This window comes from Hoeflea prorocentri (genome assembly GCF_027944115.1).
Classification (GTDB): domain Bacteria; phylum Pseudomonadota; class Alphaproteobacteria; order Rhizobiales; family Rhizobiaceae; genus Hoeflea_A; species Hoeflea_A prorocentri.
On sequence record NZ_JAPJZI010000001.1, the window covers coordinates 3455516 to 3482131 of the forward strand.

Consider the following 26616-nt stretch of genomic DNA (forward strand, 5'->3'; position numbering starts at 1 on the left):
TTGGGGGATAGGGACATTCATGAACCGTTTGCTGGCACTCGCCATCGCCTTGATGCTTACCACACCGCTCAATGCGCAAGCCGATCAGCTTGCCGCCGAGGCGCAACAGGCGCTTGCCGATCTCGGCTGCTCACCGGGGCCGGTCGACGGCCAATGGGGCGGACGCTCGGACGCCGCCCTACAGCGTTTCAATAAGGAGGCCAGCCTCGACCTTTCCCATCCGCTCAGTGCCGAGGACCTTGAGCAGATGCGCAATGCGGGCGCGAACTGCCCCGATCCGACGAGGGTGCCGCTTGCCGGCCTGCGCGGTGTCGGCATCAACAGCGCCGTGTTGTGGAGTGCCGCCTCCACCCAGGATTACCGAATTCCCGATCTGGTCATCAATCATTTCAAGCCGATCGACGATTTCGGGTTTTCCCACGTCGCGATGGTCTCATGCGTCGACTGGATCATCGGAAAACCGTGCAAGAAGCCGTTTCAGGACGAACAGGGCATCATCGAAACGGTCCGGCTGATCCTCGACAATACGGACCTTCACGTCACGCTGTCCTTCAAGGGTTATGAGCAGGGCAAGCGAAACGGAAAGGATATCAGCACGTTCCAGAAAAGGCTTGAGGCTGAAAAAGGCGTTCAGGACGCTTTCGTCCAGCAATGGGGCAAATTCGCCAACGAATTCAAGGATGTGCCGCGCGAGCGCATGTCCTTTGCGCTGCTCAATGAGCCGGAGTTCCAGTTCCCCTCGCCGACCGCTGCCAAAAGGAAGAAGTGGGAGGCAATCGCCATGCGGGCCATTAAGGCGATCCGCGAGGTTACGCCAGACCGTGTTGTCATTTACGAGGGCATCGCCAAGTCGAAATTCAACGAACGCTACAAGAAAGGCGGCAACTACAAATACAGCATATCGACCCTGATGCGACCCCTGCCCGCTTCTGATATCGTCTATGGCGTGCATGCCTATGAGCCAAAGAAGTTCCTCGATCAGGCCACACGCAAAATAGGCTATTTCGGCAAGCCCTACACCAAACAGCATGCGCGCATGGTCAGAAATGACGGACGGCTGCTTGCCGACTGGTCAAAGAAATTCGGTGTGCCCGTGATGGTGACGGAAACCGGCTGCGTCAGTCACGTCAAGGGCATTGAAGGGCCTGCCAATCCGGATGATTGCGGCAAATTTGCCGCCGATGCCTACCGCCACTATGTCGAACAGGGGATTCCGGTCGTCTGGTGGGCGATCGAAAAGGAACGGACGATTTATGTCCGCGAAAAAAGCGATTGCCGAAGGACCGGCGGCTGCGACATCTGGATGCCGCGCAACCGCATACCCGATCCGCACCTGTTTGAAGCATTCCGGCTGAACGCAAATCCCTGAGACACATCTGGCCTTCTTCGCCGTTCGCGCTTATGTCAGTTGTAAAGACTGACGTGGAAACGCAATGGCCGAACTCCTCATTGTCTATCACTCAAAAACAGGCGGCAGCCGGCAGATGGCGGAGGCCGCGGCTGACGCGGCGCGCGAAGAGACGCCGACTGTCCTGAAGACGGCGGATCAAGCAGGCCCTGAGAATCTTCTGCGGGCCGACGGTTATATATTCTGCGCGCCCGAAAACCTTGCCGCCATCGCCGGGATCATGAAGGATTTTTATGACCGCTGCTATTACCCGGTGCTGGGGCGCATCGAGGGCCGCCCTTACGCACAAATGATTTGCGCCGGCTCCGATGGCGAGAACGCGGCGCGCCAGACCGCGCGCATTGCGACCGGCTGGCGACTAAGGGAAACACAGCCGCCGCTGATCGTCTGCACCCATGCACAGACGCCTGAGGAGATCCTTGCGGAGAAAACCATTCCGGACGACCAGCTTGCCCTTTGCCGCGATCTTGGAAAAGGTTTTGCCGCGGGTCTGAGCATGGGTATCTTCTAGACCTATCCGCCCCGAAATCGGCACCTCACCCCCGACAGGACAACGATGATGCCCGACTATACGCTCTACTACTGGCCGATCGCCTTTCGCGGACAGTTCATTCGCGCTGTTCTTACGGCTGCCGGCTCGACATGGGACGAAGCGGATTTCGACACCATCGCGGCGCTTAAAAGCAAGCCACCGGCGGACCAGCCCGTCCCGCACATGGGACCCCCGGTTCTGATCGACCACGCAACCGGCTTTTCACTTTCACAAATGCCGGCGATCCTTGCCTATCTCGGCGAAAAGCACGGGCTGACCCCCGATGAGCCCCAGGGCGTGGCCCTGACAAACAAAGTCGTCGCCGATGCCAATGATGTGCTTTACGAGATGACGCTCTACAATGGCGCGCAGATGTGGACGCCGGACAGCTGGAGCGCCTTTCGTCCCCGCCTCAAGCGCTGGATGTCAATGTTTGAAGAGATCGGGCGACGCCACAAGATGACGGCCGAAGCCGGAACACTGCTTGGAACCTCGCACCCCGGCATAGCCGACCTGACGACCTATGTTCTGTGGCACACGATGACCGAGAAGCTGCCGACACTGCTGCCACTCCTTGAGGAAACGGCACCGGCAACCGCAGGCCTTTGCCGACGCATTGCCGATATCCCCCAACAGGCGGCCTTGCGTGAAAAGAGCGATGCGCTCTACGGCGATACCTGGTGCGCCGGTCAGATTGAGGCATCGCTTCGCACGGTGCTGGACAACTAAACTCTTCCAAGCACGGCGTCGAGAACGAAAAGCCGTTCTGCGCACCATGCACTTGTGTATTGATTCATTCCATACAGTGATGTACGGAATGGATTATGAGCAATCGTCTGACAAAACAGGACTGGGTCGCACACGGTTTCGAAGTGCTCAAGACGGAAGGGCACGGCGGCTTGAAGGCCGACAGGATGGTTAAAGCGCTGAAGGTCTCCCGCGGCAGCTTTTATTGGCATTTCAAAGACATCGATGACTTTGAAACCTGTATCCTGGAGGCCTGGCGCACCGACATCACTGAAGCCGTGATCGCCGAATTGAAAACGCTGCCGGATGGGACAGAGCAGATCCGGGAACTGATCCAACGCGTTCTGACCATCCCACAGGGTCTGGAGGCAGCGATCCGTCTGTGGTCCGGCCAAAGTGAAAAGGTTGCCCGCGCTGTCGCAGAGGTCGACCGGCTGCGAATAGACTATCTGACGAACGTGCTGGAAGGCCTTGGTCTGCCGCCCGGCGTGGCCCGCCCAAGGGCTGCGATATTGGCCTGGGCCTATATCGGCCGATCCCTGTCGCCCGCGTTCGCCGACGGTGTCACTGAACATGCGGCACGGGATTTGAGCTTTGCGCTCACCACCCCGGAAATTGCTAGAAAGGACAGCGCGCCATGACACTGGTGACTGTTGTAAACGACTACCCCGTTGATGCTGACCGCCTCTGGGCAGTGGCTACGGATTACGACGCGCTGTGCGAAATCATGAAGGGCATTGTCGAATTCGAAGGCATTCCCTCAGGCCGCACCCATACCGGCCAGAAACTTGACGTCATGGTGTCTCTGTTCGGCAAACTGCCCAAGCAGCCCTATCACATGGAAATACTGGAATGCGACGACGAGCGCCATGTGTTGCGTACCAGTGAAAAGGGCTCGGGCGTAAAAAGCTGGAAACACACGCTGACGGTCGAGAAAACGGCGAATGGCAGTCGGCTGACGGACAGTATCGAGATCGACGCGGGCCTCATCACACCGCTTGTCGCCTTGTGGGCGAAATATCTTTACAGCGCCCGCCACAAGCCGCGCATGAGGTTGCTGACAGCGGACGCGACTGAACCGACCTAAACCTCTCCGCTGAGAACCGATCGCAGGGTTTTGAAGGCTTCTTCCATCTTGTCTTCGGGCACTGCCGCATACCCCATAACGAAGCCACTTTTTGCAGAACCCGCCAGCCCGTAGTAGGAGAGCGGAACAAGGCTCAGCCCCCTATCCGCTGCCTGTGCGGCGATCCCTAGATCGTCCATGGGAACAACGGCCTTGCATGCGATCTGGATGCCGGTCCTCTCATCCAGCGGCTTCAGCCATTCAGATACATAGGTGTCACAAAATTCCAAAAAGGCCTTTCTGCGTCTCGCATAGAGCCGGCGCATCCTGTTGAGATGGCGCGAGAAATGCCCTGCGGACATGAATTCCGCCAGCGTGGCCTGAAGCACGAGTGACGGATGCTGTCCGGTGAAACTCAGAACCGCCCGCGCCTTTTTTGCAAGGTCTGGCGGCACAACCGCATATCCGATCCGCAATGACGGGAACAGAACCTTTGAAAACGTACCGACATAAATGACCGGTGCGTCTTCGACCAGTCCCTGCATGGCCGGTACCGGGTCGCCAAAAAAATTGTATTCCCCATCATAGTCGTCCTCGATGATCCATGCCTCGTCTCGCCGGGCGATTTCAAGGATTTCCAATCTCTGTTCCAGCGGCATCGTCATGCCGAGCGGATGTTGACAGGACGGCGTAAGGTAAATCAGCTTTGGATGGTTTGGCGGGCGCTGCACAGGATGCCAGCCGCACTCATCCACGGGCAGTTCCACCAACCTCGCGCCGGCAGCCAGAAATGCGCTCCTTGCGCCAAGGAAGCCCGGATTTTCCATCATGACCGCATCCTGTTCATCAATCAGCATACGGGCGAGAAAGTCCAGCGCGGCCTGCGCTCCGGTTGTCGGGACAATCTGGTCGGCAACACAGTTCAAACCACGCGAGACAGTCAGATACTCAGCAATTGCGACCCGCAGATCGTACAATCCGGCTATCGTGTGATAGCCAAAGAGATCGTCACCGGAGGAGGCGGACTTTCTTTTCAGGATCCTCCCCCAAACCTTGAACGGAAAGCTTTCGGTTTCCGGTACGCCCGGATGAAACGCCGCCTGATGCGGCTGCCCCTGGATAAGTGCCTGACGGCTCATCAAATCACCTCGAGTGGACAGGCTCGGCATGGATCCGCCGGCCCTTGCCCGTATGCCGACGGAGCTCAAGGCATGCGTATCGGTCACCCAGCACCCGGCTCCGGGCCGGCTTTCCAGATAGCCTTCGGCGACAAGCTGATCGATCGCGGAGACAACCGTATTGCGTGACACCTGCAATGTCCGGGCAAGGTTCCTGATGGACGGCACACGTGTTCTGGACTTGAGCCTGCCGTCCAGAATCATGGCGCGCAGCCCATTTCTGATCTGCAGATGCAGTGGTTCGGCCGATGATTTGTCCAATCTGAGCAGATCCAGGGGATAGTTGGTATCAGCCAAAAGTGTACCCTCCATTTTTACGCATACTGTCACTTCTTAAGGTGACAAAACTGCTGCATCCTGATTTCGAATTCAAGTCAGCAGGAGCGGAGCGTGACACAAATCAAGGTGGGCCTGATCGGCGCCGGCTTTATCGGGCGCAGCCATGCCCTTGCCATCAATGCGGTCAACAGGGTTTTCGGACAGGACCTTTTCGAGGCGATACCGCATGTCCTTGCCGAGGCCGATCAGGCGACGGCAGCCGCGCGCGCGAGGCAATTCGGATTTGGCATCGCCACAACGGATTGGCGTCAGGCCATTGCCGAATGCGATGCGGTGATTATCGCGGTGCCAAGTTTTCTGCACCGGGATATGGCTCTATCCGCAGCCGAGAGCGGGACACATATCCTGTGCGAGAAGCCTGTTGGGCTTTCAAGCGCGGAAGCGGCTGAAATCGCCGCTGCGGCAGCGCGCGCCAACATCTCCCATACGGTCGGCTTCACCTATATGCGCTCGCCCCTCATCCGGTATGCGGTGGACGTAATCGACCGGGGAGACCTCGGGAAACCGCTTCACTTCAAGGGCTGGCACTGCGAGGATTATCTTGCCGATCCCGACATTGCCTTCACCTGGCGCCAGGATGCGGCCCTGGCCGGTCGCTGTGGCGCAATCGGAGATATGGGCTGGCACATTATCGCCATCGCCCGCGCACTGTGCGGGCAGATCACATCGCTTAGCGGGGCCATCGAGACATTTCACAAGACGCGACCGCTTGCATCCGATCAAAATGCTTCACGCGCGGTCGAAAACGAAGACTGGTCCAATGCGACGCTCCGCTTTGCATCGGGCGCCACGGGTTCGGTCGAAGTCAGCAGGATTGCCCATGGACGCAAGATGGATATCGGTTTTGAACTGGTGTGCGAACACGGGACAATCGCATTCAAGGGCGAACAGTCCAATCAGATCGAAATCTATCGCAGCGGCGAGCCCGCTGCAGCTTCCGGGTTTCGGACAATCCACATCAACGCCGATCACCCGGACTATGGCGACTTCATTCCCGCACCGGGGCACGGGTTGGGTTTCAACGACTTGAAGACAATTGAATTGCGGGATTTCCTGACCGCCATTGCCAACGGCTCCCCCGCAGAGCCGGATCTGGACGAGGCCTTGAAGATATCGCGCCTTTGCGAGGCAATCCTGGCCTCATCCGACAGACGGTGCTGGATCGACGCGCCGGAAGAATTCTCCATTCAGAGCTAACGGAAAGATCAGACCAAATGACGATACGCATAGCCACCAATCCGATCGCATGGACCAATGACGACGTGCCGGGCCTCGGAGGTGAGATTCCTGTCGAAACCTGCCTGAGTGAGGCAAATTCCGCCGGTTATTCCGGCATTGAAATGGGCGGAAAATTTCCCCGCGACGCCGATGCGCTTGATGCGCTTTTGAGTACTCATGATCTGGTTCTTGCATCCGGATGGTGGGAGGGGCAACTGCTGGAACACGGTGCGGATGCCGAGTTCGAGGCAATGCACCCCTATCTGGACATGCTCAAACAGCTGGGTGTCGCACATTTCATCTACGGCGAAGGCTCGCTCGGTCGGACTGACGGCATCTGGAAACCGATATCCCAACGTCCGCGACTGCAGGACAGCGAGTGGCCTGCCTATGCCCAGGAGTTGACCGCGCTTGCGGACAAGACCGCAGCACTCGGCATCGGATTGGCATTGCACCCGCATATGGGAACGGTTGTCGAAACGGACCGGGAGGTCGACCGGTTGATGGAGCTTGCCGGGCCATCGGTCAAACTTGCATTCGATACGGGGCATTGCCTTTTTGCCGGCGGTGATCCTGTTGCCCTTTGCCAGCGCCACGCGGCACGGATCGCTCATGTCCATTGCAAGGATGTGCGGTCCGATAAACTCCGCAAAGCACACAAACGGGACATGAGTTTCATGGACGCGGTGCTGGACGGCATCTTCACTGTTCCGGGCGATGGCGGCGTCGACTTTCCGGCAATCCTCGGCACCTTGAAGGAGGAAGGCTATTCAGGCTGGCTGGTGGTCGAAGCCGAACAGAACCCCGAGAAGGCACCGCCGCTTTTCCACGCGAAGCTCGGACACGACTATTTGCTGCAAGAGGCATCGAGGGCCGGTCTGCGCTAACCGCCGCGACGACCCGCGCCGCAACGCGCTGACAAGGATGAAGAGAGGACGAAGCCATGTATATTGTGGGTGAAGAAGAAGCTCAGGCTCTGCAACGCGTGATCCGGGAGCGGGCGCTCTTTCGCTACGGTTTTGGGAAGGAGTGCGACCGGTTCGAACAGCGCTATGGCGAGCACCTCAATGTCAAGCATGTGGCGCTCACCGTCAGCGGAACCTTTGCGCTTTCCGCGGCACTGACCGCGATCGGCATCGGACCGGGGGATGAGGTTCTGGTGCCGGCTCATACCTATATGGCAACGGCGACAAGCGTCCTGACCACCGGTGCCATTCCCGTCATTGTCGATATAGATGAGAGTCTCACGATCAGCCCACGCGCGATCGAGGGAGCCATCGGCCCGCAGACCAAAGCCGTCATCGCGGTGCACATGTGGGGCGCCGCGTGCGACATGGATGCGATCATGGAGATTGCGGCAAAACACGATCTTCTGGTCGTCGAGGATGCATGTCAGGGCGTCGGCGGCAGTTATCGCGGGAAGAAATTCGGATCGATCGGACATATCGGCGCGTTCAGCTTCAACTACCACAAGAACATGACCTGCGGCGAAGGCGGAGCGGTCGCAACATCAAACGATATCTACGCAGGCCGTACACGCTGCGCGATCGACCCATGCCACTATTATTGGAAGGGCCGGCCGGATGGCGTAGACCTGTTTGCGGGAAATGGCGGCAGGGCCTCGGAGTTGCAAGGGGCCATGCTCAATGTGCAGCTCGACAGGATCGATGGTATTGTTGCGGCGATGCGGGATGAACGACGGCGTATCCTGGACATCATTGCATCCAACACCATCTCCGGACTGTTTTGCGCCCCCATGCATTCTCCGGAACTCGATTGCGGCGCGCATTTGATGTTCCAACTGCCGACATCGGAGGCTGCCGAACGGTTTTCGCAGATCATGCCCGTGGTCATCGCCGGTAAGACGGGCAGGCACACCTATACGCAATGGGATCAGATCCTGATGGAAAAAGGCGCCGCCCACCATCTCATGAACCCTTATGAACATCCGGCAAATGCGGCATGCCGGCGTCACACAGCAGTCGATCAGTGTCCGTCATCGCTCGATATTCTGATGAGAACGATCATGGTGCCTATGCGTCCTGAGCATCAAGCGGACGATATCGCCGCGATCGCGCATAACATTTTGGAAACGGCAAAGGTCGTCCTGGAAGGCAAACCGGCCGACGAAATATCCCTTATGCGGGCGGCAGCGATCGATGAGAGCAAGTTTGACATGGCGGACGATCGCTAGCCGGACATGCGATCATCCACTGAAATGAGGGTTTCCCGCTTCCGGCGCCTGGAATTGAAAACGATTGAAATCGACTTGCAAACCTAATCGCTTATCAAATCGATCAAGTGCAAATCACCCGCGCGGCATGAACGATGTGCGATACCGCTGATGCAATTACGGGTGGACAAAACGCACGGACCGGACAATCCTGTCCGCGCATAGCGGGCCTGTCAAAGGCCTTGGCAATGGTGGACCTCATTGCGGGGAGCGATCGGCAAATGATTGGTGTGGCTCTGGTCAAGATCCCGGTTTCGGACGTGAACCGCTCTGTTGCCTTCTACGAAAAGGCGTTGGACCTCACAGTCCTGTTTGTTGCAGAAGAATATGGCTGGGCCCAGTTTGAAGCGTCAGGAATGGGGCTTGCGCTTTATGTTCCCGGCAAAGGGGGCGGCGAGCGACCCATTGGCGGTTCGGTCGACTTTCATCTCCATCACAGCGATCTGGACGCTTTGCTGGACGGGATGCCGGCAGAAGCTACAGACGCAGGCATTCATGAAAATGCCGATGGAAGCAGGTCGCTGGAGTTCAGCGACCCGGATGCCAATCTGATCAAGATTATGGAAAGCCGGTAGCGACGGTTCAAGGTCCGGTTGACGTCGGCCCGGTACGGTCCAGCCGAAGCGATGCTTACGGCTGTTGTCCGGAAAGTGCGGGACCGCACTTTCCGAATCTTCAAAGTGCCAAGGGGATGGCCCCTGCTCCGATAGAAAGCCTCAGGTCAGGTCCTCGACCTTGGCATCCGGTGCATTCTTCTTCACCGATTCGATGCCGTTTTCTCTGGACGACGAACTCTCGTAGGATTCGCTCGTGCCGATTACCTGGCCGTTGGATGCCTTCAGGTTGAAGCGGTATTTGCCGTTCTTGGTTTCAGTCCGGTCAAACCGTGCATCGTCAGCCGAGTTCTTTCGGACGGATTCGATGCCGTTGTCGGCACTTGCCCGCTGTTTATAGCCCTCGCTTGCCAGAATGATCTGGCCGTTGCCGGCCTTCAGGCGGAACCGGAATTCACCAGCCTTGTCCTTATAGAGCTCGAATTTGCCTGCCATGGTCCACTTTCTCCCTTTTGGACGCCTCGCAGCCGCAAACCTATCCAAGCGCCCGGTGCTGCGCAATTACAAACCGATGTTAATCGACAGGAAAGCGAACACCGGCGCAAATTGGGAAACACAGATCAGTTTCGCCGGCATTTCATCAAGTACAGCAGCGCGTAGCGGCAAATATTCGCCGATTTAATATTTATGCAGCCCCCACATCCCAGCCGATAGGCCAGCGGACCGCGATTGCGCGGTCCGCCGTGCGGATTCAGTTACGGCATTTCACTGCTCGAACTGTGCCGCATCAGCGACTGGACCGTGTAAACGAGGATGGCCATTCCGATCGCGCCCAGTATCGCGATCACCAGCATGATGATGGCATCGACGGGCCCGCCGACGTCTCGAAATCCCGAATGGGTAATGTACTGCACAAAGAGGACGGCAAGGATCGCACCCACCGGCATGGAAAGCTGCGCCAGCAGGAATTTGCGCCAACTGACCGCCCGGTCGCGGATCAGCACATAGACATAGGCAAGCGTGATCAGCGCCGCGACGGCCACAAGGGCCCAAAAGAGGCCGCGTCCCATCATTTCCTCAAAGACGGCGATCAGTGTTCCAAAGCTCAATTCTTTCATGATCCGGTCTCCTTATGCCCGCCCGCGCAGCATGGCGTTGTAGGTGGCCTTGAGCGCGATTTCCTTCATCAGCCAGCTGATCCACAACTCCTCGAGCGGCGCGATGACGCCCGGGAAGGACGGCACCAGATTGTTTCCGTAATCGAATTCGATCAGCATGGCGCGGCCAATACGCGTGATCAACGGACATGAGGTGTATCCGTTGTAAACCGCAGTGCCTTCACCGCCGCCTATCGCGGCGACCAGGTGGTCCTCGACCACCGGTACCTGCCATTTCACGCTGGCCGCGGTCTTGCCCTTGGGCACACCGGCGACGTCCCCGACGGCAAATATTTCGGGATAGCGCAGGTGACGCATGGTTTTCGCATCGGCTTCAACCCAGCCCTGGTCGGTCCATTTATCGGCCCAGCTGAGCCCGGAGTTGCGGACCACGTCAGGCGCGCGCTGCGGCGGGATGACATGGATATAGTCGTAATCCATCTCCGCCTGGCCGTCAGGCGTGTCGAACACCGCACGCCTGGCGCCCGGATCGATGGATTTGAGGACATGCGAATATACCGGGGCAATGCCGCGATGCTGGAACAGCATCCGCACCTTCTCGGCCACGATCGGAACACCGAACAGGCTGTTGTTGTTGGCCATGTAGCGCATATCCGTCTTGCCGGCATTGCCGGCCCGCCGCGCGATGTCATCGATCAGGAACGCGTGCTTCAAAGGCGCTCCGGCGCATTTCATCTCGGTTGCCGGGCGGGTAAAGAGGCCAACGCCGCCTTTCTCGCTAAACGCCTGCGCGGCACGCCAGGTCTTTTCAGCGTATTGCGGGCCGGCATAAAGCGCGCCAACACCATCGGTCCCGACAAGATCGAGCGAAAAGCCTTCAATCGCATCGTGGTCCAGAACCAGGCCGGTGGCGACGACCAGATAATCATATTCAAGTGTCGTGCCGCCTTCGGTGGTGACTTTTTTGGACTCCGGATCGATTTGCGCCGCCCGCTCCTCAACCCAGGCAACGTCGGAGGGCAGCCATTGCTTTGTCTGCGAGACGACATATCCGGGCGGCTTGAGGCCTGCGGCCACAAGAGACAGGCCCGGCTGATAGAGATGCTCCTTGCGTGCATCGACCAGCGTGATGCGGGCACCGTCCAGACGTTCCGACAAGCGATTGGCAAGTGCCGTTCCGGCTGCGCCTACCCCCAGAATGACAATGTTGGCCGATGTCTTGACGGCTTGCGCCTTCGCGGCGGAACCGCCCGCCTGCGATGCTATAAGGCCGCCACCGGTCAACGCCAGAAATTGCCTGCGGTCCAGGTTCATTGAGTCCTCCATCAATAGGGCCGGGCAATTTCAGCCCGACCGATCCTCCCCGGCTTGCGCCGGACAATCATTCAAGGAACCATTGTGCCGTGTTCGCCGAATGATTGAATTGATCCGGATCAATGGAATGGAAGCAGAATGCGCCTGACGAACTCGAATCCGCGAGAAGCCGGCGAAGCCGATTGAGGCCCTACGCTTCGTCTTTGTCGCCGTGTCGTTTGCGGATACGACGGACCACACCCCAGATGGCCAGCACAATCACCGGAACGGAAAGACCGGTCGCAAGCGTCGGGCTGATCGGCAGCCCGGCTTCATTTGCAGCCTTTGCCAAATATCCGAACAGACCGACGACATAGTAAGAGACAGCTGCAACCGAAAGACCTTCGACGGTTTGCTGCAACCGGAGCTGGAGCTTGGCGCGCCGGTTCATCGACTGCAGCAATTCGGAATTCTGGCGTTCAAGCTGCAGATCGACCCAGCTTCGCAGCAGCGCGGTGGCGCGGGCAAGCTTGCGGGAAAGGTTTGCCTGACGTTCCTCGATCGAGCGGCAGGTGCGCATCGCTGGCGCCATGCGCCGCTGCAGGAACGCGCCCCAGGTCTCGTAACCGGCAATCGGATTTTCATTGAGAGTGGCGATGCGCTCCGCCACGATACCGTCATAAGCGCGGCTTGCGCCGAAACGGTAGAGACTTGATGCAGCGCCCGCCTCGAGTTCGGCGGCAAGCGCGGTAATCTCGCCGAGCATCGAATCGCTCTCCGTCTCCACCTCCTTGCGCATGCGCTGCGTCACCATCGTCAAACCGTCCTCGATGCGGCGCATTTGCGGCGAAAGGCTATTGGCAAGCGGCAAGGCGAGCATGGCAAGCGTCCGATAGGTCTCGATTTCTATCAACCGCTGCGCCAGCGCGCCGACACGGGCCGGCGCCAGATCACGGTCGAGAAGCAGGATACGCGTCAGACCGTCCTTGTCCTGACGGAAATCGGTGACCGCGGCGGCCGCGCCGTTTTCAACTTCCGAAAAACACAGGCTCGCGGGATCAAAACTTTTCAGCACCTTTTGCGTATCGTCGGTCCATTTTCGCACCTCCAACCGCACACCGGAGATCAGGCTGCCGGGCGGACTGAAACCATCCCCGAACGGATGATCGGTGACCTCCCCGCCGAACTGTGTCGGCACCGGGCCTTCGTAGAAATAGGTCGAGAACTCGGTATGGCGTTCCCAGCGCAGGGACCCTGTTCCCCAACTCAGAACATAGTGGCGCGCATCGGCCTGCGGCGCGGCCACCCCCCTCGTCCTTGCCAGAGCGGCCAGAACGGCATTGTCCACCGAGGCTCCGCCATCGGTCATGAAGGCAAGTTGCAGGATTATCCGAGGCGACTTGATAAGCGGATACGGTCTGGCGTGGACTTCGCCCAGCGCCAGCGGCCGATCTCTCGCGATCGGAAACCCGAAGCTTCCGTTGGCCATCCCCTGTCCTCCAAAAACAAGGCCGGAATTTAGTATCGATCCTATATCGCAGACAAGGCCACATTGGCTATTTCGATGCGTCCAAAGGCGCGGCGCATGCGCGCGGCCAAGCTCGCCACAAGTGGACATGTTTATTGACCAGTTTCGCGCCAAGTTGCTAGCATTGCCGCTGCGGCCTGTTCGGCCGGAGACCACAAGAGATGCAATAATGGACGATATTTTCACCCGGGTCGCGCACGGGCGCACTGCTGACGAGGTTGTGCAGCAGGTCGAATCGCTGATCCTTGACGGCGTTCTTCGGGTCGGCGACCGGCTGCCGGGCGAGCGGGAGCTGTCGCGCCAGCTTGATATTTCCCGTCCGATCCTACGTGAGGCGTTGAAAACTCTGGAACAACGCGGGCTCTTGACCAGCAGGCATGGCGGCGGAACGTTTATCGCGGACGTGATCGGCGAGATATTCAGCCAGCCCGTTATGGAACTTATCGCCCGTCACCGCCGGGCGACCTTCGACTATCTGGAGTACCGCAGGGAGGTCGAAGGCATCACGGCGGCCTTTGCCGCACAACGAGCCACACAGGCCGACAGGGAGCTTCTCGCCGGCATTGTGCAGGCAATGAAACAGGCCCATGACGCTGCCGATCCCGATCGCGAGGCGGAACTTGACGTGGAGTTTCACAGCGCCATCGGTGAGGCCGCGCACAATATCATCCTGCTGCACACGCTGCGGTCATGCTACCGGCTCTTAAGCAACGGGGTCTTTTACAACCGAGCGGCGATTTACCAATATTCGGGTTCAAGCGAGCGGCTGCTTGAACAACACATCGCCATTTTCGACGCTATTGTTGCCGGCGATGCGGACGGCGCCAAAGGGGCGGCGGAACGGCACATGGAGTTTGTCGCGCATACGCTGCGGGAGGCAGAGCGCGCGAACGATTGGGCACGGGTCGCAAATCTGCGGCTGCAACAAAGGGCGAAAGGCGGCCACAGTGATGACAGCAAGCGGAAAACCGCCACGAAGCGCGCATAATCCACGCCACATCATCGTCATCGAACACGAAGCGGCGAACGCTGCGGACAATGGCCTGAAACACCTGGCAATACGCGATGTCGCGGTACGGCTGGTGCGCCCATACCTTGGCGAAAAGCTGCCCATGCTGGATGAGCGTATTGCCGGGGTGATCATCAAGGGCGGCCCGCAATTCGTGACCGATCTTGACCGGTTTCCCTATCTGCGCGACGAAATCGCTTTTGCGGACACCGTCATGAAACGCGGCGTGCCGCTGCTGGGCATTTGCCTTGGCGCACAAATGATCGCCCATCACCTTGGGGCCGCGGTGGGTTTTCATCCGCAAGGTCATGTCGCGCTCGGCTACTACCCGCTTGAGATCACTGAAGCGGGAGAGCACTACTTTCCAGACGGTTTGATGACGCTTGCCGGCAATGCGCAGGGTTTTGCCTGCCCGCGGGATGCAACATTGCTTGCCAAGGGCCCTCTTTTTGCCAATCAGGCCTTCAGCCTTGGCGAAACGACCGTTGCTTTCCAGTTCCATCCGGAGGTCGACCGGACGATCCTCGATCAATGGCAGCGTGAGTTGGCGGACAATGTCGGCAAACCCGGAGCCCAGAGCTTTGAAGAACAGGACGCCGGCTTTGAGGCGCACAATCAAAGGCTCGCTGAATGGTACGGTCAATTTCTGGATCGCTTTTTTGATCTGAATATGGCTTATTGGCGTGCCGATTTCTAACAGAGCGGAAGACCTGCCATGCCCGTTTCAGCCGAAACACTGCTGACATTTTCCATTGCAACGATGATCCTCCTGGTCATACCCGGCCCAACGATCATCATGGTGGTCTCGCAGGCGCTGGCTCATGGCCGGCGTGTCGCGCTTGCCAGTGTCTTGGGCGTCGGGCTCGGGGACCTTGCAGCCGCATCGCTTTCGATCATCGGTGTCGGCACTATCCTTGCCGCATCCGCGACGGTGTTCACGGTCATCAAATGGGCGGGCGCTGTCTATCTCATCTACATCGGTATCAAGATGTGGATCACCCCCGTGTCGATACCGCAGATCGATACATCGCCCGTCAGCGGTGGACGCCGCTCGGCATTTCGCGATGCGTTTCTGGTGACGCTGTTGAACCCGAAAGGCATTGTCTTCTTCATGGCCTTCGTGCCGCAGTTCATAACGCATAGGGAACCCTTCGCTCCGCAAGCGGCGCTCTTTGTTGCCGTTTTCGTCGCGCTGGGGATTTTCAACGCCTGGGCCTATGCGATGCTGGCGAGTGGAGCACGGCAGTTTATCCGCCGACCGGCGGTCCTGCGCGCGGCGACACGCACGGGCGCCGGCTTCCTGATCGGCGCCGGTCTTTTCTCTGCCTTCGCACGACGCGGCGCCTGAGCCGCGCCATGCCGCTTCGAAACCGCGTAACGCCGCTGGGTGAGATCATCGCTGATGCGGCACGCGGAACGGTGATGGGCAATCGCGGCGGACGCATCCATGACGGCAAGACCAGAACACTGACCGGCCGCCGCTGGGCAAGCAGGCGCTGGATCGTCTGTGTCACCGATTTCCGGGGCAGACAACGCACGGTCATGTCGCCGGAAAGCTATACTGAACTCTTTTTCCTGGATGAGGTCACCGCATTGGCGGCCGGGCACCGGCCCTGTTTCGAATGCCGCAACCGCGATGCCAAGGCCTTTGCCTCGGCGTTTTCTGCGGGCCGCAAGATCGGGTCAATGGGCGCGGATGAGATGGACCGGCATCTGCACCGTGAGCGCTGTATCAGCGGCGCCGGTCCGACAGGGATCAAGCCGGCGGAAATCGATTCACTGCCGGTTGGGGCCATGATCGAGGCCAACCAGGTCCTTATGGCGGCGACACCCTCCGGCTGGCTGGTCTGGACCATCTCGGGTTACCGCTCATCCACAAGCAGCGACATGCAACAAATGTTTCAGGCCCAATCCCTCAGGCTTTTGACACCCGGCTCTACGGTGGCTGCCTTAAGGGCCGGCTATACGCCTCAGTTCCATCCCTCGGCCACCGCTTGAGTTTCCGCTAGGGTTAAGGCACACAGCATCCATGCGCGCGAATTACAAGATGCAACGGCTCTTCCTTGATGCGGACCTTTTTTCCGACGCCGAAATCGCCACGGACAAGGACCAGTTCAATTACCTTGCTCATGTGTTGCGGATGACGGAAGGAGACCGAATCCTTGTCTTCAACGGACGTGACGGCGAGTGGTCGGCGCGCCTGCGGTTTGAGGGCAAAAGGAAGATTGTGCTGGTGATCGAGGAAGCCGAGCGTCCGCAACCGGATCCGTCCGATCTTGTCTATCTCTTCGCCCCGCTCAAACAGGCGCGGCTCGACTACCTGGTTCAAAAGGCGGTGGAAATGGGTGCAGGCGTGCTGCAGCCGGTTTTGACCCATCACACGCAATCGGGCCGCATCAACCTTCGAAGGCTTGAGCGAAACGTGATCGAAGCATGTGAGCAATGCGGTGTTCTCTCGCCGGCAGAGTGCCGCGAACCGGCCAAGCTGGAAAGACTGCTTGAAGGCTGGGACAGCGATCGCCGGCTGATCTATTGCGATGAAGCCGCCGACACCCACAACCCGATCGCCGTGCTTCAGGCACTGCCGAACAGTCCGCTCGCCGTTCTCATCGGTCCGGAGGGCGGGTTTTCCGAAGACGAACGGACACTGCTTCGCTCATGCGATTTCGTGACGGCTATCCCTCTTGGTCCGCGCATCCTCCGCGCCGACACGGCAGCAGTCGCAGCCCTTGCTCTTGTTCAGGCCACAATCGGCGACTGGTGAACCGATATGCGCTCATCAACTATTTCTGAACGCTGCGATCAACGATTTTTGCTTGCATGCTGCGGCAAACCAGTCCAAGCAGCGCGAGCGCCAGACAAATGGTGCTGCGCAGTGTATCAAGCCACGGGCGAGACCAGGCCTGCCCGACAGAATAAAGAGAAATAGTGCGATATGGCTCGCGACACGACCGACCAGACCCCCGTCACGACACACGACGAACTGATCTCCTATCTGGCTGACGGTTGCAAGCCGAAGGACGACTTCCGTATCGGCACCGAGCACGAAAAGTTCGCCTTCTTCTTGCAAGACAATACGCCGGTTCCCTACGAAGGACCGCGATCCATCTCGGCCTTGCTGACGGGCATGCGCGATGTGCTGGGCTGGGAGCCGATCCTCGACGAGGGCAAGATCATCGGTCTTGTCGAGCCGACGGGCCATGGAGCCATTTCGCTTGAGCCCGGCGGCCAGTTCGAGCTTTCAGGCGCGCCGCTTGAAAACATTCACCAGACCTGCCGGGAATCCAATGCCCATCTGTCGCAGTTGCGGGAGATCGCCGAACCGCTCGGCATCGGCTTCCTGGGTCTCGGCGGCAGCCCGCTTTGGACGCGCGACGAGACACCGCGCATGCCGAAATCGCGCTACGATATCATGACGCGCTACATGCCCAAGGTCGGCAGCCAGGGCATCGACATGATGTACCGGACCTGCACGATCCAGGTTAATCTCGATTTTTCCAGCGAGGCGGACATGCGCCGCAAGATGCAGGTGTCCATGCGTCTGCAACCGCTGGCGACCGCTCTTTTCGCCCTGTCTCCGTTTACCGAAGGAAAACCGAACGGACTTCTTTCATGGCGCTCCAATATCTGGCGCGATACCGACAAGGACCGCACGGGTATCCTTCCCTTCGTGTTCGCGGATGATTTCGGCTTTGCCGACTATGTCGAATGGGCGCTTGACGTGCCGATGTATTTTATCTTGCGCGAGGGCCGGTATCACGACTGCACACATGTCACGTTCCGCCAGTTCATGAACGGTGCCCTGGAAGGACAGGTGCCCGAAGGGCATCCGACAATGGGTGACTGGACCAACCACCTTTCTACCTTGTTTCCTGAAGTGCGCTTGAAGCAATTTCTGGAGATGCGCGGCGCCGATGGCGGCCCCTGGCGCAAGATCTGTGCGCTGCCGGCCTTCTGGGTGGGCCTGCTTTATGACGATGCGGCGCTTGATGCCGCAATGGAACTGACAAAGACCTGGGGCGTCGACGAGGTACAGGCACTGCGCGATTCGGTGCCGCAAAAGGGTTTCGATGCCGAAATCGCCGGCAAAAGCCTGCATGACATTTCGCGCGACGTGCTCGGTATCGCCAGGTCCGGCCTGCAGTCACGCGGCAGGCTGAGCGAGGACGACAATGACGAAGCGCATTTCCTGGCGCCGCTCGAAGAAGCCGTTGCGCGCGGCAAAACCGGTGCGCAGGAGCTGCTGGACCTTTATCACGGCCGCTGGGACGGCTCCGTGGATCCTGTCTTCAAAGACTACGCCTATTGACAATGCCGGCATCGCCGGCCCGCGTCACCGGTGAAGGGGCGGTCCGCACTCAACACATTGCCTGTCCCGGTCAAATCTGATTCTATGAGCGCAGTGCCCTACCACGCTGACCATGGAGGCTCAGATCATGCTGCCGCTCTACGAAATGATGATGCGTGCCCAGAACGGTGAGGCGATGCGCGCCTTTGCCGGGCAATTCGGGATGAGCGAGGAGCAGGTCAACCGGGCCATGGAGGCCTTGATGCCTGCCTTTGCCACAGGCCTGAAGCGAAGCACGGCCAGCCCGCAGGGTATCGGTGAATTCATGCAGGCGCTCACGATGGGCCATTATGCGGACTATTTCAACGATCTTGCCGCCGCCTTCACACCGCAAGGCATCGCGGAAGGCAATGCGATGCTCGGCCGGATATTCGGATCAAAGGATGTCAGCCGGGCCATAGCCAACCAGGCGGCCATGGCAACAGGGATTGCCCAGGACGTCTTCAAGCAGATGATGCCGGCAGTTGCCTCGATCCTTATGGGAGGCCTGTTCAATCAGGCGTCTGCGGCAGGCTCGAAACCCGATACGGGCAATCCGGTCGCCGACATGTTCGGCCAGATGATGGCGCAAACGGCTCAGTCTCAAAAGCAGGCAGCCGAGTTCACCGGTCAGCTCGGCAAGATGATGGAGGAGACGTTCGGCGGCAGTGCGGCCAGGTCAAACGATAAACCGCAGGCGCTCAATCCGTTCACAGACATGATGGAAACCATGATGAAGAACGGTTTCCCGGGCATGGCGCAGCCGGCCGAGCCGGAAAAGGAAGAAAATCCGTATTCAAAGATGATCAGCGACATGTTCGACGCCGGCACAAAGGTGCAGAAAGAATACCAGAAGAATGTCGATGCGGTGTTCGACAGCTACATGAAGAATCTGGGCGGCAAGAGTTAACAGATCCGGGCAAAAGCCCGACGACTGCTAATGCAGCCGTCGGGTAAGTAGCGGGCACAGGGCATATTGGCCCGCTGGGGAAGCAGTATCGACTACGCGATTGGGAGATCCGCGCCTGGATCATCTTGCCCGGCCGGGGGGAGACCTGCCGGGAAAATCAGAACCGTATGGGGCACCGATACTGCAAGAGCTATCAAAGCAACGTGAGCTGCGACCTTCGGCGCAACGCTGCGCGCATAAGATCCATCGAGTTATCGTCGAACGGGCCACCCCTGAGAGCGTGGCGCAGATCGTCCCGCGAGATACCGATGTCATCGAGCATATGATCGTTGAAATCGCTCAGGCCCATCACCTGCCGGCGATTACGGTAACGCACGAAAAGAGAGACGATCGCTTTACGTGCGGTTGTCCAGGCGGATCCACGCTTTCCGGCTGCCTGTATATCGAGGGCTCTATTGATACTGGTCATTACATCTCTCCTTTCCGAGTCCGCCCCTTTGTGGGAACTGCGGACTCCAGTAATGGCGGCATGACTCGTCATCAGCAGGTTGGAATTCAAATTTTGGAAGCATGCCGCCGCCGCAACTCATCAGTGCGACGCAATGCATAATTTCAAAGCTTGACTAATTAATCTGGTGAATGTTTCTAATAGTAATTATCATTTTTTTTGATGAGCCCTTTCATGGCCGCACCTCTTGATCTCGACCAGCTCAGAACCTTCATCGCGATTGTCGATATGGGGAGTTTCACCCGCGCCGCGCAGGAGGTGAACAAGACCCAGTCGGCGGTATCCATGCAGATGCGACGGCTTGAGGAAAGGATCGGCAAAACTCTGTTTGAAAAGGACGGGCGTATCAACCGGCTGACCGGCGAAGGCGAACGTCTGCTCGCCTATGCACGGCGGCTTGTCAGGCTGAACAATGAAACGCTTGCCGCCTTCGATGAGGAGGCGCTTGCCGGAACGATCCGTCTTGGAACGCCGGACGATTATGCCGACCGGTATATGCCCGACATCATCGCGCGGTTTGCCAAGACAAATCCGAATGTCGAGCTGACGATCACCTGCGAGCCCTCGAAGGACCTCGTCGAGAGAGTCCATCGCAATGAGCTGGACATCGCGCTTGTCACCCATAATCCGAAAGTACGCAACTCGGTGATTGTCCGGTCCGAGCCTTTGCTTTGGGTCACGTCCATGGCGCACTCGGTTCATGCGGAGACGCCGGTTCCGCTGGCGGTGGGGCGGCGCAGCTGCGACTGGCGGCAACTCGGTTGCGCGGCGCTCGATTCGGTCGGGCGCGAATACAGTATCCTTTTCACAAGCTGGTCGTCGACCGTCGTCGCATCGGCGGTGCTGGCCGGCCTTGCCGTGTCCTTGCTGCCGGAATCGGCGTTGCGGCCCGGCATGCGCATCCTGACGCCTGGCGATGGATATCCGGCCCTGCCGCCGGCCGAAATCGGCATGATCAGACGGCCAGGCGTCGCCACGGTGCTCATGGACGCGATCACCGATCATATCGCCGCAAGTCTCGACAATATGTCGCCGGCTGAGGAAGGCGCCAACGGCCGTGGACCGCAGCGCAAGCCCCACGGCCGGCAAAAGAACGCACTGGCATCCTTCAGTTGGTAGACCGGCCTTGACCGGACGGCCAGAACCGGGCGCTATAGATCCATGGCTCAACCTTCTTCCGGCGATTCGCAAAGCAACCTGGCGGAATATTCCGTCAGCGAAATATCGGGCTCGATCAAGCGGACCGTCGAGGATGCGTTCGGTCATGTGCGCATTCGCGGCGAAGTCTCCGGATATCGAGGCCCGCACTCCTCCGGACATGCCTATTTTTCGCTAAAGGACGACCGTGCACGGATCGAGGCGGTGATCTGGCGCGGCGTTTTCTCCAAGCTGAAGTTCAAGCCCGAAGAGGGCATGGAGATGATCGCCACCGGCAAGGTGACGACCTATCCGGGATCCTCCAAGTATCAGATCGTCATTGAATCGATGGAGCCGGCGGGCGCCGGCGCGCTGATGGCGCTTTTGGAGGAGCGACGCAAGAAGCTGGCCGCGGAAGGCCTCTTTGACGAGGCGCGGAAACAGCTGCTGCCGCATATGCCCCGCGTCATCGGCGTTGTCACGTCACCAACCGGCGCCGTCATCCGCGACATCCTGCATCGCATCACTGACCGTTTTCCGGTTCATGTCCTTGTCTGGCCGGTGCGTGTTCAGGGCGAAACCAGCGGTGACGAGGTGGCAGCCGCCATAAACGGTTTCAATGCGCTGGAGCCGGGCGGACCGCTTGCCCGGCCCGATGTGCTGATCGTTGCGCGCGGCGGTGGCAGCCTTGAGGATTTGTGGGGGTTCAATGACGAAGCCGTCGTACGGGCCGCCGCGCAGAGCGATATTCCGCTGATCTCTGCCGTCGGCCATGAAACCGATTGGACCCTGATCGATCATGCCGCCGATGTGCGGGCGCCGACACCCACGGGCGCGGCGGAGATGGCGGTTCCGGTCAAGGCGGAGCTTGAGGCCGGGCTTGCGGCCATCGCAGCGCGCCTTTCCGGCAGCGTCTCGCGATCTCTGGACAGCAACCGGCAGTCCGTCAGGGCGCTCTCCCGTGCCCTGCCCTCCATCGACATGCTTCTGGCCTTGCCCAGACGCCGGTTTGACGAGGCCGCAAGCCGGCTCGGGCGCGCACTGCAGCTCAATACGGCGGGCAAGCGACAGCTTTTCGAACGCCGCGCCGCGCAACTGACGCCGGCAACCCTGCAAAGACAGGTGCTTGAGAAGAACCAGCGCCTGCTGGAACTTGGAACGCGTAACGAACGGCAGCTTGAACGACAGATCGAGCGTTCCGCGTCGAGGCTATCCAATGCGTCTGCTCGGCTGACGTTGCGTCCGGCGGCCGACAAGGCGGCACGCGGGCGCGAGCGCGTCCAGGTGCTTGCCCGAAGGTCGGGTGAAATTGTTTCGCTGCTTTATGAAAGGCAGGAGCGCAAATTGCAGGAAGCGGCCCGCCTGCTCAATTCACTGTCCTATCGCAACGTCCTCAAGCGCGGTTATGCCGTCGTTCGCGATTCGCAGGATCTGGCGGTGGAAAGTGTTGCTGCTCTTTCGCAGGGTGACGCGATATCACTGGAGTTTGCCGACGGAAGGCTGAGCGCCGTCGCGGGCGATCAGGCCGCGGAACCGAAACGCGCCAAACCAAAACCAAAAAAACCCGGCAAACCTGCCAAGGGCGGCGCGGATCAGGGCAGCCTTTTCTGAACCGTTTGACCGAATACATCGCTTAACCACCGCTCAACAGGAATGGAAACGACCATGTCCAAATCGAAAACATATGTCGTCAGCACGTCTCAGATCCCTTCAGAGGCCGCATTTCATTTCAGCCACCCCCTCAACCCGAATTCGGATATGCGGCTGGTGCCGCTTTCCGATCAGACGGGGATGCAGAGAATGGGTGTCACTCTTGGCCGCATCCCTCCCGGCAAAGAGGGGTTCTTGCCGCATAGCCAGGTCAGTCAGGAGGAGTTTATCTTCATTCTCGAAGGTGAAGGACACCTGACGATCGACGGCGATGTCACTGTTGTGGTGCCCGGAGACTTTGCCGGTTTCCCAACCGACGGTGCTGTTCATCATCTTGAAAACAAAGGAAACTCGGATCTCGTTTATCTGATGGGCGGGGAAAGGACGGCTGCCGAAGTCGCCCGCTTCCCGACCCTCGGCAAAACCGGCTTCTGGGCGGACGGTGCGATGCATTTTGTCGACGATGCGGATGTTACGGCTTATAGGCCGGAAGACTTTGCGCTCAGAAAGAGCGACGGGTGACGCGGTTTAGTCAGGCCGGCGCTGCCTGACTTCCGCGTCGATGATATCGGCAATCAACGTCCAGTTCCGGTCATAAGTGTGGCCGCCGGGAACCCCCGTCACTGCAACGCCGGCGGCAACGCCACAGGCCATATCCGTCTCCTTGTTTCCGGTCAGGCACAGAACCTTTTCAGACGGCAATTCATCAATCGCGGCGGCGACGCCATGGCTGCCGCATATGATGCCGAACATGCCGAGCAACGAGATTTCAAACTCTGTTTTCAGGAAGGGGCTCAACAGCGCGATGAGTACGATTCGATTGCGCGTATCGGCACTCATCAGCGGCCAGGCAAAGGGCACGGTATCGGCTCCGAAAGAATAGCCGGCGATGATAAGGTCTTCAGTCTGCCATTGAGTTGCAAAATGTTGCAGTAACCGCTCGGTATCGACAGCCATGGTTTGCGGCGCCTGCTCATACCAGAAATACCGCAGCGAACTGACGCCGACGACTCCGTAGTCACGCTGCGCCAGGGCGTCTGCCATGCCCTGCATGGTGGCACTCCAGCCGCCATCGCCCGACCACAGGACCACCGTGGCCTTGGCCCTGCCCGAAGACGGCTGCGTGACATGTACCGGCAAATCGTCAATGGCGGTCTGCGCCACCGCCGGAACAGCCAAGGCGAGCACGACAAGGATGGCTGCCAGGAACCTCACCTTTTCATGGCCTTGAGACGTCCACCCGAGATCAGCGCCGTAACGTCAAAGAGGACACGTGGCACCGCCAGCCCACCCGGACAGGCAAGGTAATTCGGGCCCCAGACCGGTCCGAATTTTTCCTTGAAGGCGCGCAGGCCCTCGAAGTGATAAAACTCTTCGCCATGCTGGTAGATCATGGTGCCGATCCGGTTCCAGGACGTGGCAAGCGGATGGTCGGCAAGGCCCGCCAGCGGCGCGGCGCCGAGATCGAACCAATGGAAGCCCTCCTCCTTGGCGTTCAGCAAGAGCTCAGCGAACAGGAAATCCATCATGACGGAGGAAATTTTCGGACGGTACCGCATCAGGTCGATGGACATTTCGTGTTTTTGCGCCCCGCGCAGGATGTTGGCGAAAGCCACGATCTCGTCGCCCTTGCGCACCACGGCGCAGTCGAAACATCGCATGTAGTCGTCATCGAAATAGGCAAGGGCAAAGCGTTTTTCGCTGCCCGATTTTATAGAGAGCCAATCATCCGAAACGGCGCGAAGCTGCGGCAGGATGGGCGGCACCTCTTCCTTAGGGACAATCGAAAAGGTCAAGCCGTCTTTTTCGGCCCGCCGGCGCGCATAGCGCAGATCCTTGTGCTCGGGCACATCCAAGGTGAACGCGCCAAGGTCAAGGCGCGCCACCTCGCCGATTTTCAGGATCGACAGGCCCATATCCAGATAGAGTGGAAGGAAATCCGATTTCACCGAGTAGAAAACGGTCCGGTAGCCGGCCTGGTCGGCCATCTCGCGGAAGCGCCAGGCCAGCTCGGCTCCGCGTTCCGGATCTCCGATCGGGTCGCCCTTGGCAACATAGCTGCCGCCGGAAACACCGTACATGAGGAAGGCGCTTTCATCATCCGACACCAGGAAATGCTTGTCGCCAAGCAGTGCGATGGTTGCATCCGGGTCCGGCGCTTCGTCGACAAGCCGCCTGACGCTGTCCGGGATCTCCTCCGCCGGAGGAATGACGGACGGCCGGCGATTGAGCATCATGTGGAGGCCGAGCGCAAAAAGCGCGGCCACGAGCGCCACGCTGCCGCGCAGGAAACGCGGTGCATCGGCGTTCCAACTGAACTCCCACCAGAGCTGGTTGGAATACTCCACGTGACGATAGGCAAAAAAACCGAGCCAGACGGCAGCAGCAACGGTAATGGCGATCACCGACAGCCAGGCAGGCGTCAGAACAAGGACGGATTCGCCGGATTTTCGGTAGAAGGCCTGACGGAAGGGAAGCAGGAACAGGAAAATGGCGAAGAGCAACACCGCTTCCTCGTAATTCAAGCCCTTCGTCAGCACGAAAACCGTTCCCGCCGCCAACAGGCCCATGGCGAGGAAATAGGCGGATTGGCGCCTTTGGAGCAGCGCATGGGCGACGACCAGCAAGGCCAGACCGACGAGACTTGCAAGCAGGTGCGAGGATTCCACGAACGGCAAAGGCAGCAGCGACCTGACGGCCTCGTGGGAGACAGCGCTTTCGGGTAAAGAGCCCGACAGGAGCAGAACCAGCCCGCCGATAAAGGTGAAGGCCGCAGCGATCGGCGGTACGAGCGGCTCGGAAGCCCTGCCAATGCTCTGAACGGATTGGCGTATCGCCTGCTGCCCACGCGTGACCTCCATGTAGAGGAGAGCGAGGGAGACAGGCACCAGCGGCAGGAAGTAGTAGACAAACCGGTAAATCAGCAAAGCGCCGATCACATCAGAGCGCCCGGCCGCGCCAAGACCAGCAATGATCGTGGCTTCAAAGACACCTAGCCCGCCCGGCGAATGGCTGATGGCGCCAATAACAACGGCTGAAATATAGACCACGAAAAAGCCGCTCATCGAGCCGGTCACATCGGCGGGCATTAAAACGTACAGGGTGGCGGCAGACGCCGCGATATCGACGACGCCGGCGAGAAGCTGCAATGCGCTGATGCCAACCGAGGGCAACCGGATATTGATGCCGCGCAGCACAAAGCCCCGCTGGCCGCGTGCGACCCATATGAGATAGGCGGCAAAGACAGCGAGGATCAGAAAGCCCGCAAAGCGGACCAGTTCGCTCGGCAGTTTGCCGAATATGAGCGAGCCACCGGGATAGAGGGCGAAAGAAAGACCGATCAGGAAGGCCATTCCCAGCCACAACGACATCCAGGAGAGCGCCACGATCTGACCGATGAGGGGTACTTCCAACCCCTTCTGGCTATAGACACGGTAGCGCAGAGCGCCGCCCGTCAGGACGTGAAAACCGGCAACATCGGAAATCGCGAAACCGGCGACACCGGCCCAGGATGCCGTCAGATAGGACACCCGGCCGGGGGCGACGGTTCGCACGGCCAGTATTTCATAACAGGCGATCGCGCAGAAACTGATGATTGTCGCAAGGACCGCCAACAACAGGCTGGTGACGGGTGTCATCTCGATATCGCGCAGAACTTCCGCAAGCGAGATATCCTCGGTGAAGTGATGGAGCAGGTAGAACGAAAAGAGCGTGACGCAGACGGCGAACAAGCCGGTCATAACGGTTTTGACGTTGATCCCGTGCTTGTGTTCCGCCATGGCGCTGCTGTTCCCGTTTCCCAATGGTCATACGTAACAGAGTCGCCAGGCAAAAGTCAGTCGGTACTGCCGGCTTTACACA

General features: G+C 59.2%; 26 protein-coding genes and 2 pseudogenes. 19 read left to right on the forward strand and 9 right to left on the reverse strand.

The genetic code is table 11. The features are described from left to right. Positions 1-19 precede the first annotated feature (19 nt). The 5 genes from OQ273_RS16160 to OQ273_RS16180 all read left to right on the forward strand — a co-directional run bounded on the left by OQ273_RS16160 (position 20) and on the right by OQ273_RS16180 (position 3774). Positions 20-1369, forward strand: a complete 1350-nt coding sequence (locus OQ273_RS16160) for a glycoside hydrolase family 5 protein (RefSeq protein ID WP_267991523.1) — start codon at positions 20-22, stop codon at positions 1367-1369. A gap of 64 nt (positions 1370-1433) precedes the next feature. After that, positions 1434-1919 carry a flavodoxin family protein gene (locus OQ273_RS16165; RefSeq protein ID WP_267991524.1) on the forward strand — a complete coding sequence of 162 codons (486 nt, stop codon included), beginning with the start codon at positions 1434-1436 and terminating at the stop codon, positions 1917-1919. Positions 1920-1967: 48 nt separating this feature from the next. Then, positions 1968-2669: a glutathione S-transferase gene (locus tag OQ273_RS16170; protein ID WP_267991525.1), complete on the forward strand. Its 702-nt coding sequence runs from the start codon at positions 1968-1970 to the stop codon at positions 2667-2669. A 95-nt stretch (positions 2670-2764) separates the two neighbouring features. Continuing rightward, complete coding sequence (locus OQ273_RS16175; RefSeq protein ID WP_267991526.1) at positions 2765-3328, forward strand: TetR/AcrR family transcriptional regulator; 564 nt, start codon at positions 2765-2767, stop codon at positions 3326-3328. Continuing rightward, a complete protein-coding gene (locus tag OQ273_RS16180) occupies positions 3325-3774 on the forward strand; it encodes an SRPBCC family protein (protein WP_267991527.1) in 450 nt (149 codons plus the stop codon). The genes OQ273_RS16175 and OQ273_RS16180 overlap by 4 nt, the downstream gene beginning before the upstream one ends. Here OQ273_RS16180 and mocR read toward each other — a convergent pair. Continuing rightward, a complete protein-coding gene (gene mocR, locus OQ273_RS16185) occupies positions 3771-5228 on the reverse strand; it encodes a rhizopine catabolism transcriptional regulator MocR (protein ID WP_267991528.1) in 1458 nt (485 codons plus the stop codon). The two genes, OQ273_RS16180 and mocR, sit on opposite strands and share 4 nt — an antisense overlap. A gap of 93 nt (positions 5229-5321) precedes the next feature. Between mocR and OQ273_RS16190 the strand changes: the two genes are divergently transcribed. The 4 genes from OQ273_RS16190 to OQ273_RS16205 all read left to right on the forward strand — a co-directional run bounded on the left by OQ273_RS16190 (position 5322) and on the right by OQ273_RS16205 (position 9296). Next, positions 5322-6467 carry a Gfo/Idh/MocA family protein gene (locus OQ273_RS16190; RefSeq protein WP_267991529.1) on the forward strand — a complete coding sequence of 382 codons (1146 nt, stop codon included), beginning with the start codon at positions 5322-5324 and terminating at the stop codon, positions 6465-6467. Positions 6468-6484: 17 nt separating this feature from the next. After that, positions 6485-7375: a myo-inosose-2 dehydratase gene (gene iolE / locus OQ273_RS16195; RefSeq protein ID WP_267991530.1), complete on the forward strand. Its 891-nt coding sequence runs from the start codon at positions 6485-6487 to the stop codon at positions 7373-7375. 56 nt (positions 7376-7431) lie between these two features. Continuing rightward, the gene (locus tag OQ273_RS16200) at positions 7432-8682 is read left to right on the forward strand and encodes a DegT/DnrJ/EryC1/StrS family aminotransferase (protein WP_267991531.1); all 1251 of its coding nucleotides are present in this window, start codon (positions 7432-7434) and stop codon (positions 8680-8682) included. Between the two features lie 260 nt (positions 8683-8942). Beyond that, positions 8943-9296: a VOC family protein gene (locus tag OQ273_RS16205; RefSeq protein ID WP_267991532.1), complete on the forward strand. Its 354-nt coding sequence runs from the start codon at positions 8943-8945 to the stop codon at positions 9294-9296. Between the two features lie 141 nt (positions 9297-9437). Here the strand turns inward: OQ273_RS16205 and OQ273_RS23745 are convergent. From OQ273_RS23745 to OQ273_RS16230, 5 genes and pseudogenes are all read right to left on the reverse strand, one after another. Continuing rightward, positions 9438-9575 (reverse strand): annotated as a pseudogene (locus OQ273_RS23745) (YegP family protein); the annotation flags it as partial. A gap of 9 nt (positions 9576-9584) precedes the next feature. Further along, positions 9585-9770: pseudogene (locus OQ273_RS23750) on the reverse strand (YegP family protein); the annotation flags it as partial. 260 nt (positions 9771-10030) lie between these two features. Continuing rightward, positions 10031-10393 (reverse strand): DUF5368 domain-containing protein, encoded by a 363-nt coding sequence (locus OQ273_RS16220; protein ID WP_267991533.1) that lies wholly within the window; start codon positions 10391-10393, stop codon positions 10031-10033. Positions 10394-10405: 12 nt separating this feature from the next. Further along, complete coding sequence (locus tag OQ273_RS16225) at positions 10406-11707, reverse strand: NAD(P)/FAD-dependent oxidoreductase (RefSeq protein ID WP_267991534.1); 1302 nt, start codon at positions 11705-11707, stop codon at positions 10406-10408. Positions 11708-11897: 190 nt separating this feature from the next. Continuing rightward, a complete protein-coding gene (locus OQ273_RS16230; protein WP_267991535.1) occupies positions 11898-13175 on the reverse strand; it encodes a DUF3422 family protein in 1278 nt (425 codons plus the stop codon). A gap of 208 nt (positions 13176-13383) precedes the next feature. Here OQ273_RS16230 and OQ273_RS16235 point away from each other — a divergent pair, with 208 nt between their 5' ends. From OQ273_RS16235 to OQ273_RS16265, 7 genes are all read left to right on the forward strand, one after another. Then, the gene (locus OQ273_RS16235; RefSeq protein WP_267991536.1) at positions 13384-14202 is read left to right on the forward strand and encodes a FadR/GntR family transcriptional regulator; all 819 of its coding nucleotides are present in this window, start codon (positions 13384-13386) and stop codon (positions 14200-14202) included. Then, positions 14165-14920, forward strand: coding sequence for a glutamine amidotransferase-related protein (locus tag OQ273_RS16240; RefSeq protein ID WP_267991537.1), 756 nt, complete (start codon positions 14165-14167; stop codon positions 14918-14920). The genes OQ273_RS16235 and OQ273_RS16240 overlap by 38 nt, the downstream gene beginning before the upstream one ends. A gap of 18 nt (positions 14921-14938) precedes the next feature. Beyond that, positions 14939-15571 (forward strand): LysE family translocator, encoded by a 633-nt coding sequence (locus OQ273_RS16245; protein ID WP_267991538.1) that lies wholly within the window; start codon positions 14939-14941, stop codon positions 15569-15571. A gap of 8 nt (positions 15572-15579) precedes the next feature. After that, positions 15580-16221 (forward strand): hypothetical protein, encoded by a 642-nt coding sequence (locus tag OQ273_RS16250; RefSeq protein ID WP_267991539.1) that lies wholly within the window; start codon positions 15580-15582, stop codon positions 16219-16221. Between the two features lie 31 nt (positions 16222-16252). Beyond that, on the forward strand, positions 16253-16987 hold the full coding sequence (locus tag OQ273_RS16255; protein ID WP_267991540.1) for a 16S rRNA (uracil(1498)-N(3))-methyltransferase: 735 nt from the start codon (positions 16253-16255) through the stop codon (positions 16985-16987). Positions 16988-17158: 171 nt separating this feature from the next. Beyond that, the gene (locus OQ273_RS16260) at positions 17159-18532 is read left to right on the forward strand and encodes a glutamate--cysteine ligase (protein WP_267991541.1); all 1374 of its coding nucleotides are present in this window, start codon (positions 17159-17161) and stop codon (positions 18530-18532) included. Positions 18533-18659: 127 nt separating this feature from the next. Beyond that, the gene (locus tag OQ273_RS16265) at positions 18660-19460 is read left to right on the forward strand and encodes a DUF937 domain-containing protein (protein ID WP_267991542.1); all 801 of its coding nucleotides are present in this window, start codon (positions 18660-18662) and stop codon (positions 19458-19460) included. 193 nt (positions 19461-19653) lie between these two features. Here OQ273_RS16265 and OQ273_RS16270 read toward each other — a convergent pair whose 3' ends face one another. After that, positions 19654-19929: a DUF1127 domain-containing protein gene (locus OQ273_RS16270; protein ID WP_267991543.1), complete on the reverse strand. Its 276-nt coding sequence runs from the start codon at positions 19927-19929 to the stop codon at positions 19654-19656. Between the two features lie 213 nt (positions 19930-20142). Between OQ273_RS16270 and OQ273_RS16275 the strand changes: the two genes are divergently transcribed. From OQ273_RS16275 to OQ273_RS16285, 3 genes are read left to right on the forward strand one after another with little or no spacing between them, the layout of a single operon-like run. Then, a complete protein-coding gene (locus tag OQ273_RS16275) occupies positions 20143-21087 on the forward strand; it encodes a LysR substrate-binding domain-containing protein (protein ID WP_267991544.1) in 945 nt (314 codons plus the stop codon). A 42-nt stretch (positions 21088-21129) separates the two neighbouring features. Then, positions 21130-22716: an exodeoxyribonuclease VII large subunit gene (gene xseA / locus OQ273_RS16280; protein ID WP_267991545.1), complete on the forward strand. Its 1587-nt coding sequence runs from the start codon at positions 21130-21132 to the stop codon at positions 22714-22716. A gap of 54 nt (positions 22717-22770) precedes the next feature. Continuing rightward, complete coding sequence (locus OQ273_RS16285) at positions 22771-23277, forward strand: cupin domain-containing protein (RefSeq protein ID WP_267991546.1); 507 nt, start codon at positions 22771-22773, stop codon at positions 23275-23277. A gap of 6 nt (positions 23278-23283) precedes the next feature. On the opposite strand, the gene OQ273_RS16290 is transcribed toward OQ273_RS16285, so the two are convergent. Then, positions 23284-23970: an AcvB/VirJ family lysyl-phosphatidylglycerol hydrolase gene (locus tag OQ273_RS16290; protein ID WP_267991547.1), complete on the reverse strand. Its 687-nt coding sequence runs from the start codon at positions 23968-23970 to the stop codon at positions 23284-23286. Next, positions 23967-26534 (reverse strand): bifunctional lysylphosphatidylglycerol flippase/synthetase MprF, encoded by a 2568-nt coding sequence (gene mprF / locus OQ273_RS16295; RefSeq protein WP_267991548.1) that lies wholly within the window; start codon positions 26532-26534, stop codon positions 23967-23969. The genes OQ273_RS16290 and mprF overlap by 4 nt, the downstream gene beginning before the upstream one ends. Positions 26535-26616: the final 82 nt, after the last annotated feature.

Bases quoted from the DNA above. Each gene is read 5' to 3' on its own strand.
- OQ273_RS16160 (WP_267991523.1), top strand. From the start codon at position 20: ATGAACCGTTTGCTGGCACTCGCCATCGCCTTGATGCTTACCACACCG.
- OQ273_RS16265 (WP_267991542.1), top strand. From the start codon at position 18,660: ATGCTGCCGCTCTACGAAATGATGATGCGTGCCCAGAACGGTGAGGCG.
- OQ273_RS16245 (WP_267991538.1), top strand. From the start codon at position 14,939: ATGCCCGTTTCAGCCGAAACACTGCTGACATTTTCCATTGCAACGATG.
- iolE (WP_267991530.1), top strand. From the start codon at position 6,485: ATGACGATACGCATAGCCACCAATCCGATCGCATGGACCAATGACGAC.
- OQ273_RS16250 (WP_267991539.1), top strand. From the start codon at position 15,580: ATGCCGCTTCGAAACCGCGTAACGCCGCTGGGTGAGATCATCGCTGAT.
- OQ273_RS16230 (WP_267991535.1), bottom strand. From the start codon at position 13,175: ATGGCCAACGGAAGCTTCGGGTTTCCGATCGCGAGAGATCGGCCGCTG.
- OQ273_RS16255 (WP_267991540.1), top strand. From the start codon at position 16,253: ATGCGCGCGAATTACAAGATGCAACGGCTCTTCCTTGATGCGGACCTT.
- OQ273_RS16170 (WP_267991525.1), top strand. From the start codon at position 1,968: ATGCCCGACTATACGCTCTACTACTGGCCGATCGCCTTTCGCGGACAG.
- OQ273_RS16240 (WP_267991537.1), top strand. From the start codon at position 14,165: ATGACAGCAAGCGGAAAACCGCCACGAAGCGCGCATAATCCACGCCAC.
- OQ273_RS16165 (WP_267991524.1), top strand. From the start codon at position 1,434: ATGGCCGAACTCCTCATTGTCTATCACTCAAAAACAGGCGGCAGCCGG.
- mprF (WP_267991548.1), bottom strand. From the start codon at position 26,534: ATGGCGGAACACAAGCACGGGATCAACGTCAAAACCGTTATGACCGGC.
- OQ273_RS16225 (WP_267991534.1), bottom strand. From the start codon at position 11,707: ATGAACCTGGACCGCAGGCAATTTCTGGCGTTGACCGGTGGCGGCCTT.
- xseA (WP_267991545.1), top strand. From the start codon at position 21,130: ATGGCTCAACCTTCTTCCGGCGATTCGCAAAGCAACCTGGCGGAATAT.
- OQ273_RS16270 (WP_267991543.1), bottom strand. From the start codon at position 19,929: ATGACCAGTATCAATAGAGCCCTCGATATACAGGCAGCCGGAAAGCGT.
- OQ273_RS16180 (WP_267991527.1), top strand. From the start codon at position 3,325: ATGACACTGGTGACTGTTGTAAACGACTACCCCGTTGATGCTGACCGC.
- OQ273_RS16285 (WP_267991546.1), top strand. From the start codon at position 22,771: ATGTCCAAATCGAAAACATATGTCGTCAGCACGTCTCAGATCCCTTCA.
- OQ273_RS16200 (WP_267991531.1), top strand. From the start codon at position 7,432: ATGTATATTGTGGGTGAAGAAGAAGCTCAGGCTCTGCAACGCGTGATC.
- OQ273_RS16175 (WP_267991526.1), top strand. From the start codon at position 2,765: ATGAGCAATCGTCTGACAAAACAGGACTGGGTCGCACACGGTTTCGAA.
- OQ273_RS16220 (WP_267991533.1), bottom strand. From the start codon at position 10,393: ATGAAAGAATTGAGCTTTGGAACACTGATCGCCGTCTTTGAGGAAATG.
- OQ273_RS16260 (WP_267991541.1), top strand. From the start codon at position 17,159: ATGGCTCGCGACACGACCGACCAGACCCCCGTCACGACACACGACGAA.
- OQ273_RS16235 (WP_267991536.1), top strand. From the start codon at position 13,384: ATGGACGATATTTTCACCCGGGTCGCGCACGGGCGCACTGCTGACGAG.
- OQ273_RS16205 (WP_267991532.1), top strand. From the start codon at position 8,943: ATGATTGGTGTGGCTCTGGTCAAGATCCCGGTTTCGGACGTGAACCGC.
- OQ273_RS16275 (WP_267991544.1), top strand. From the start codon at position 20,143: ATGGCCGCACCTCTTGATCTCGACCAGCTCAGAACCTTCATCGCGATT.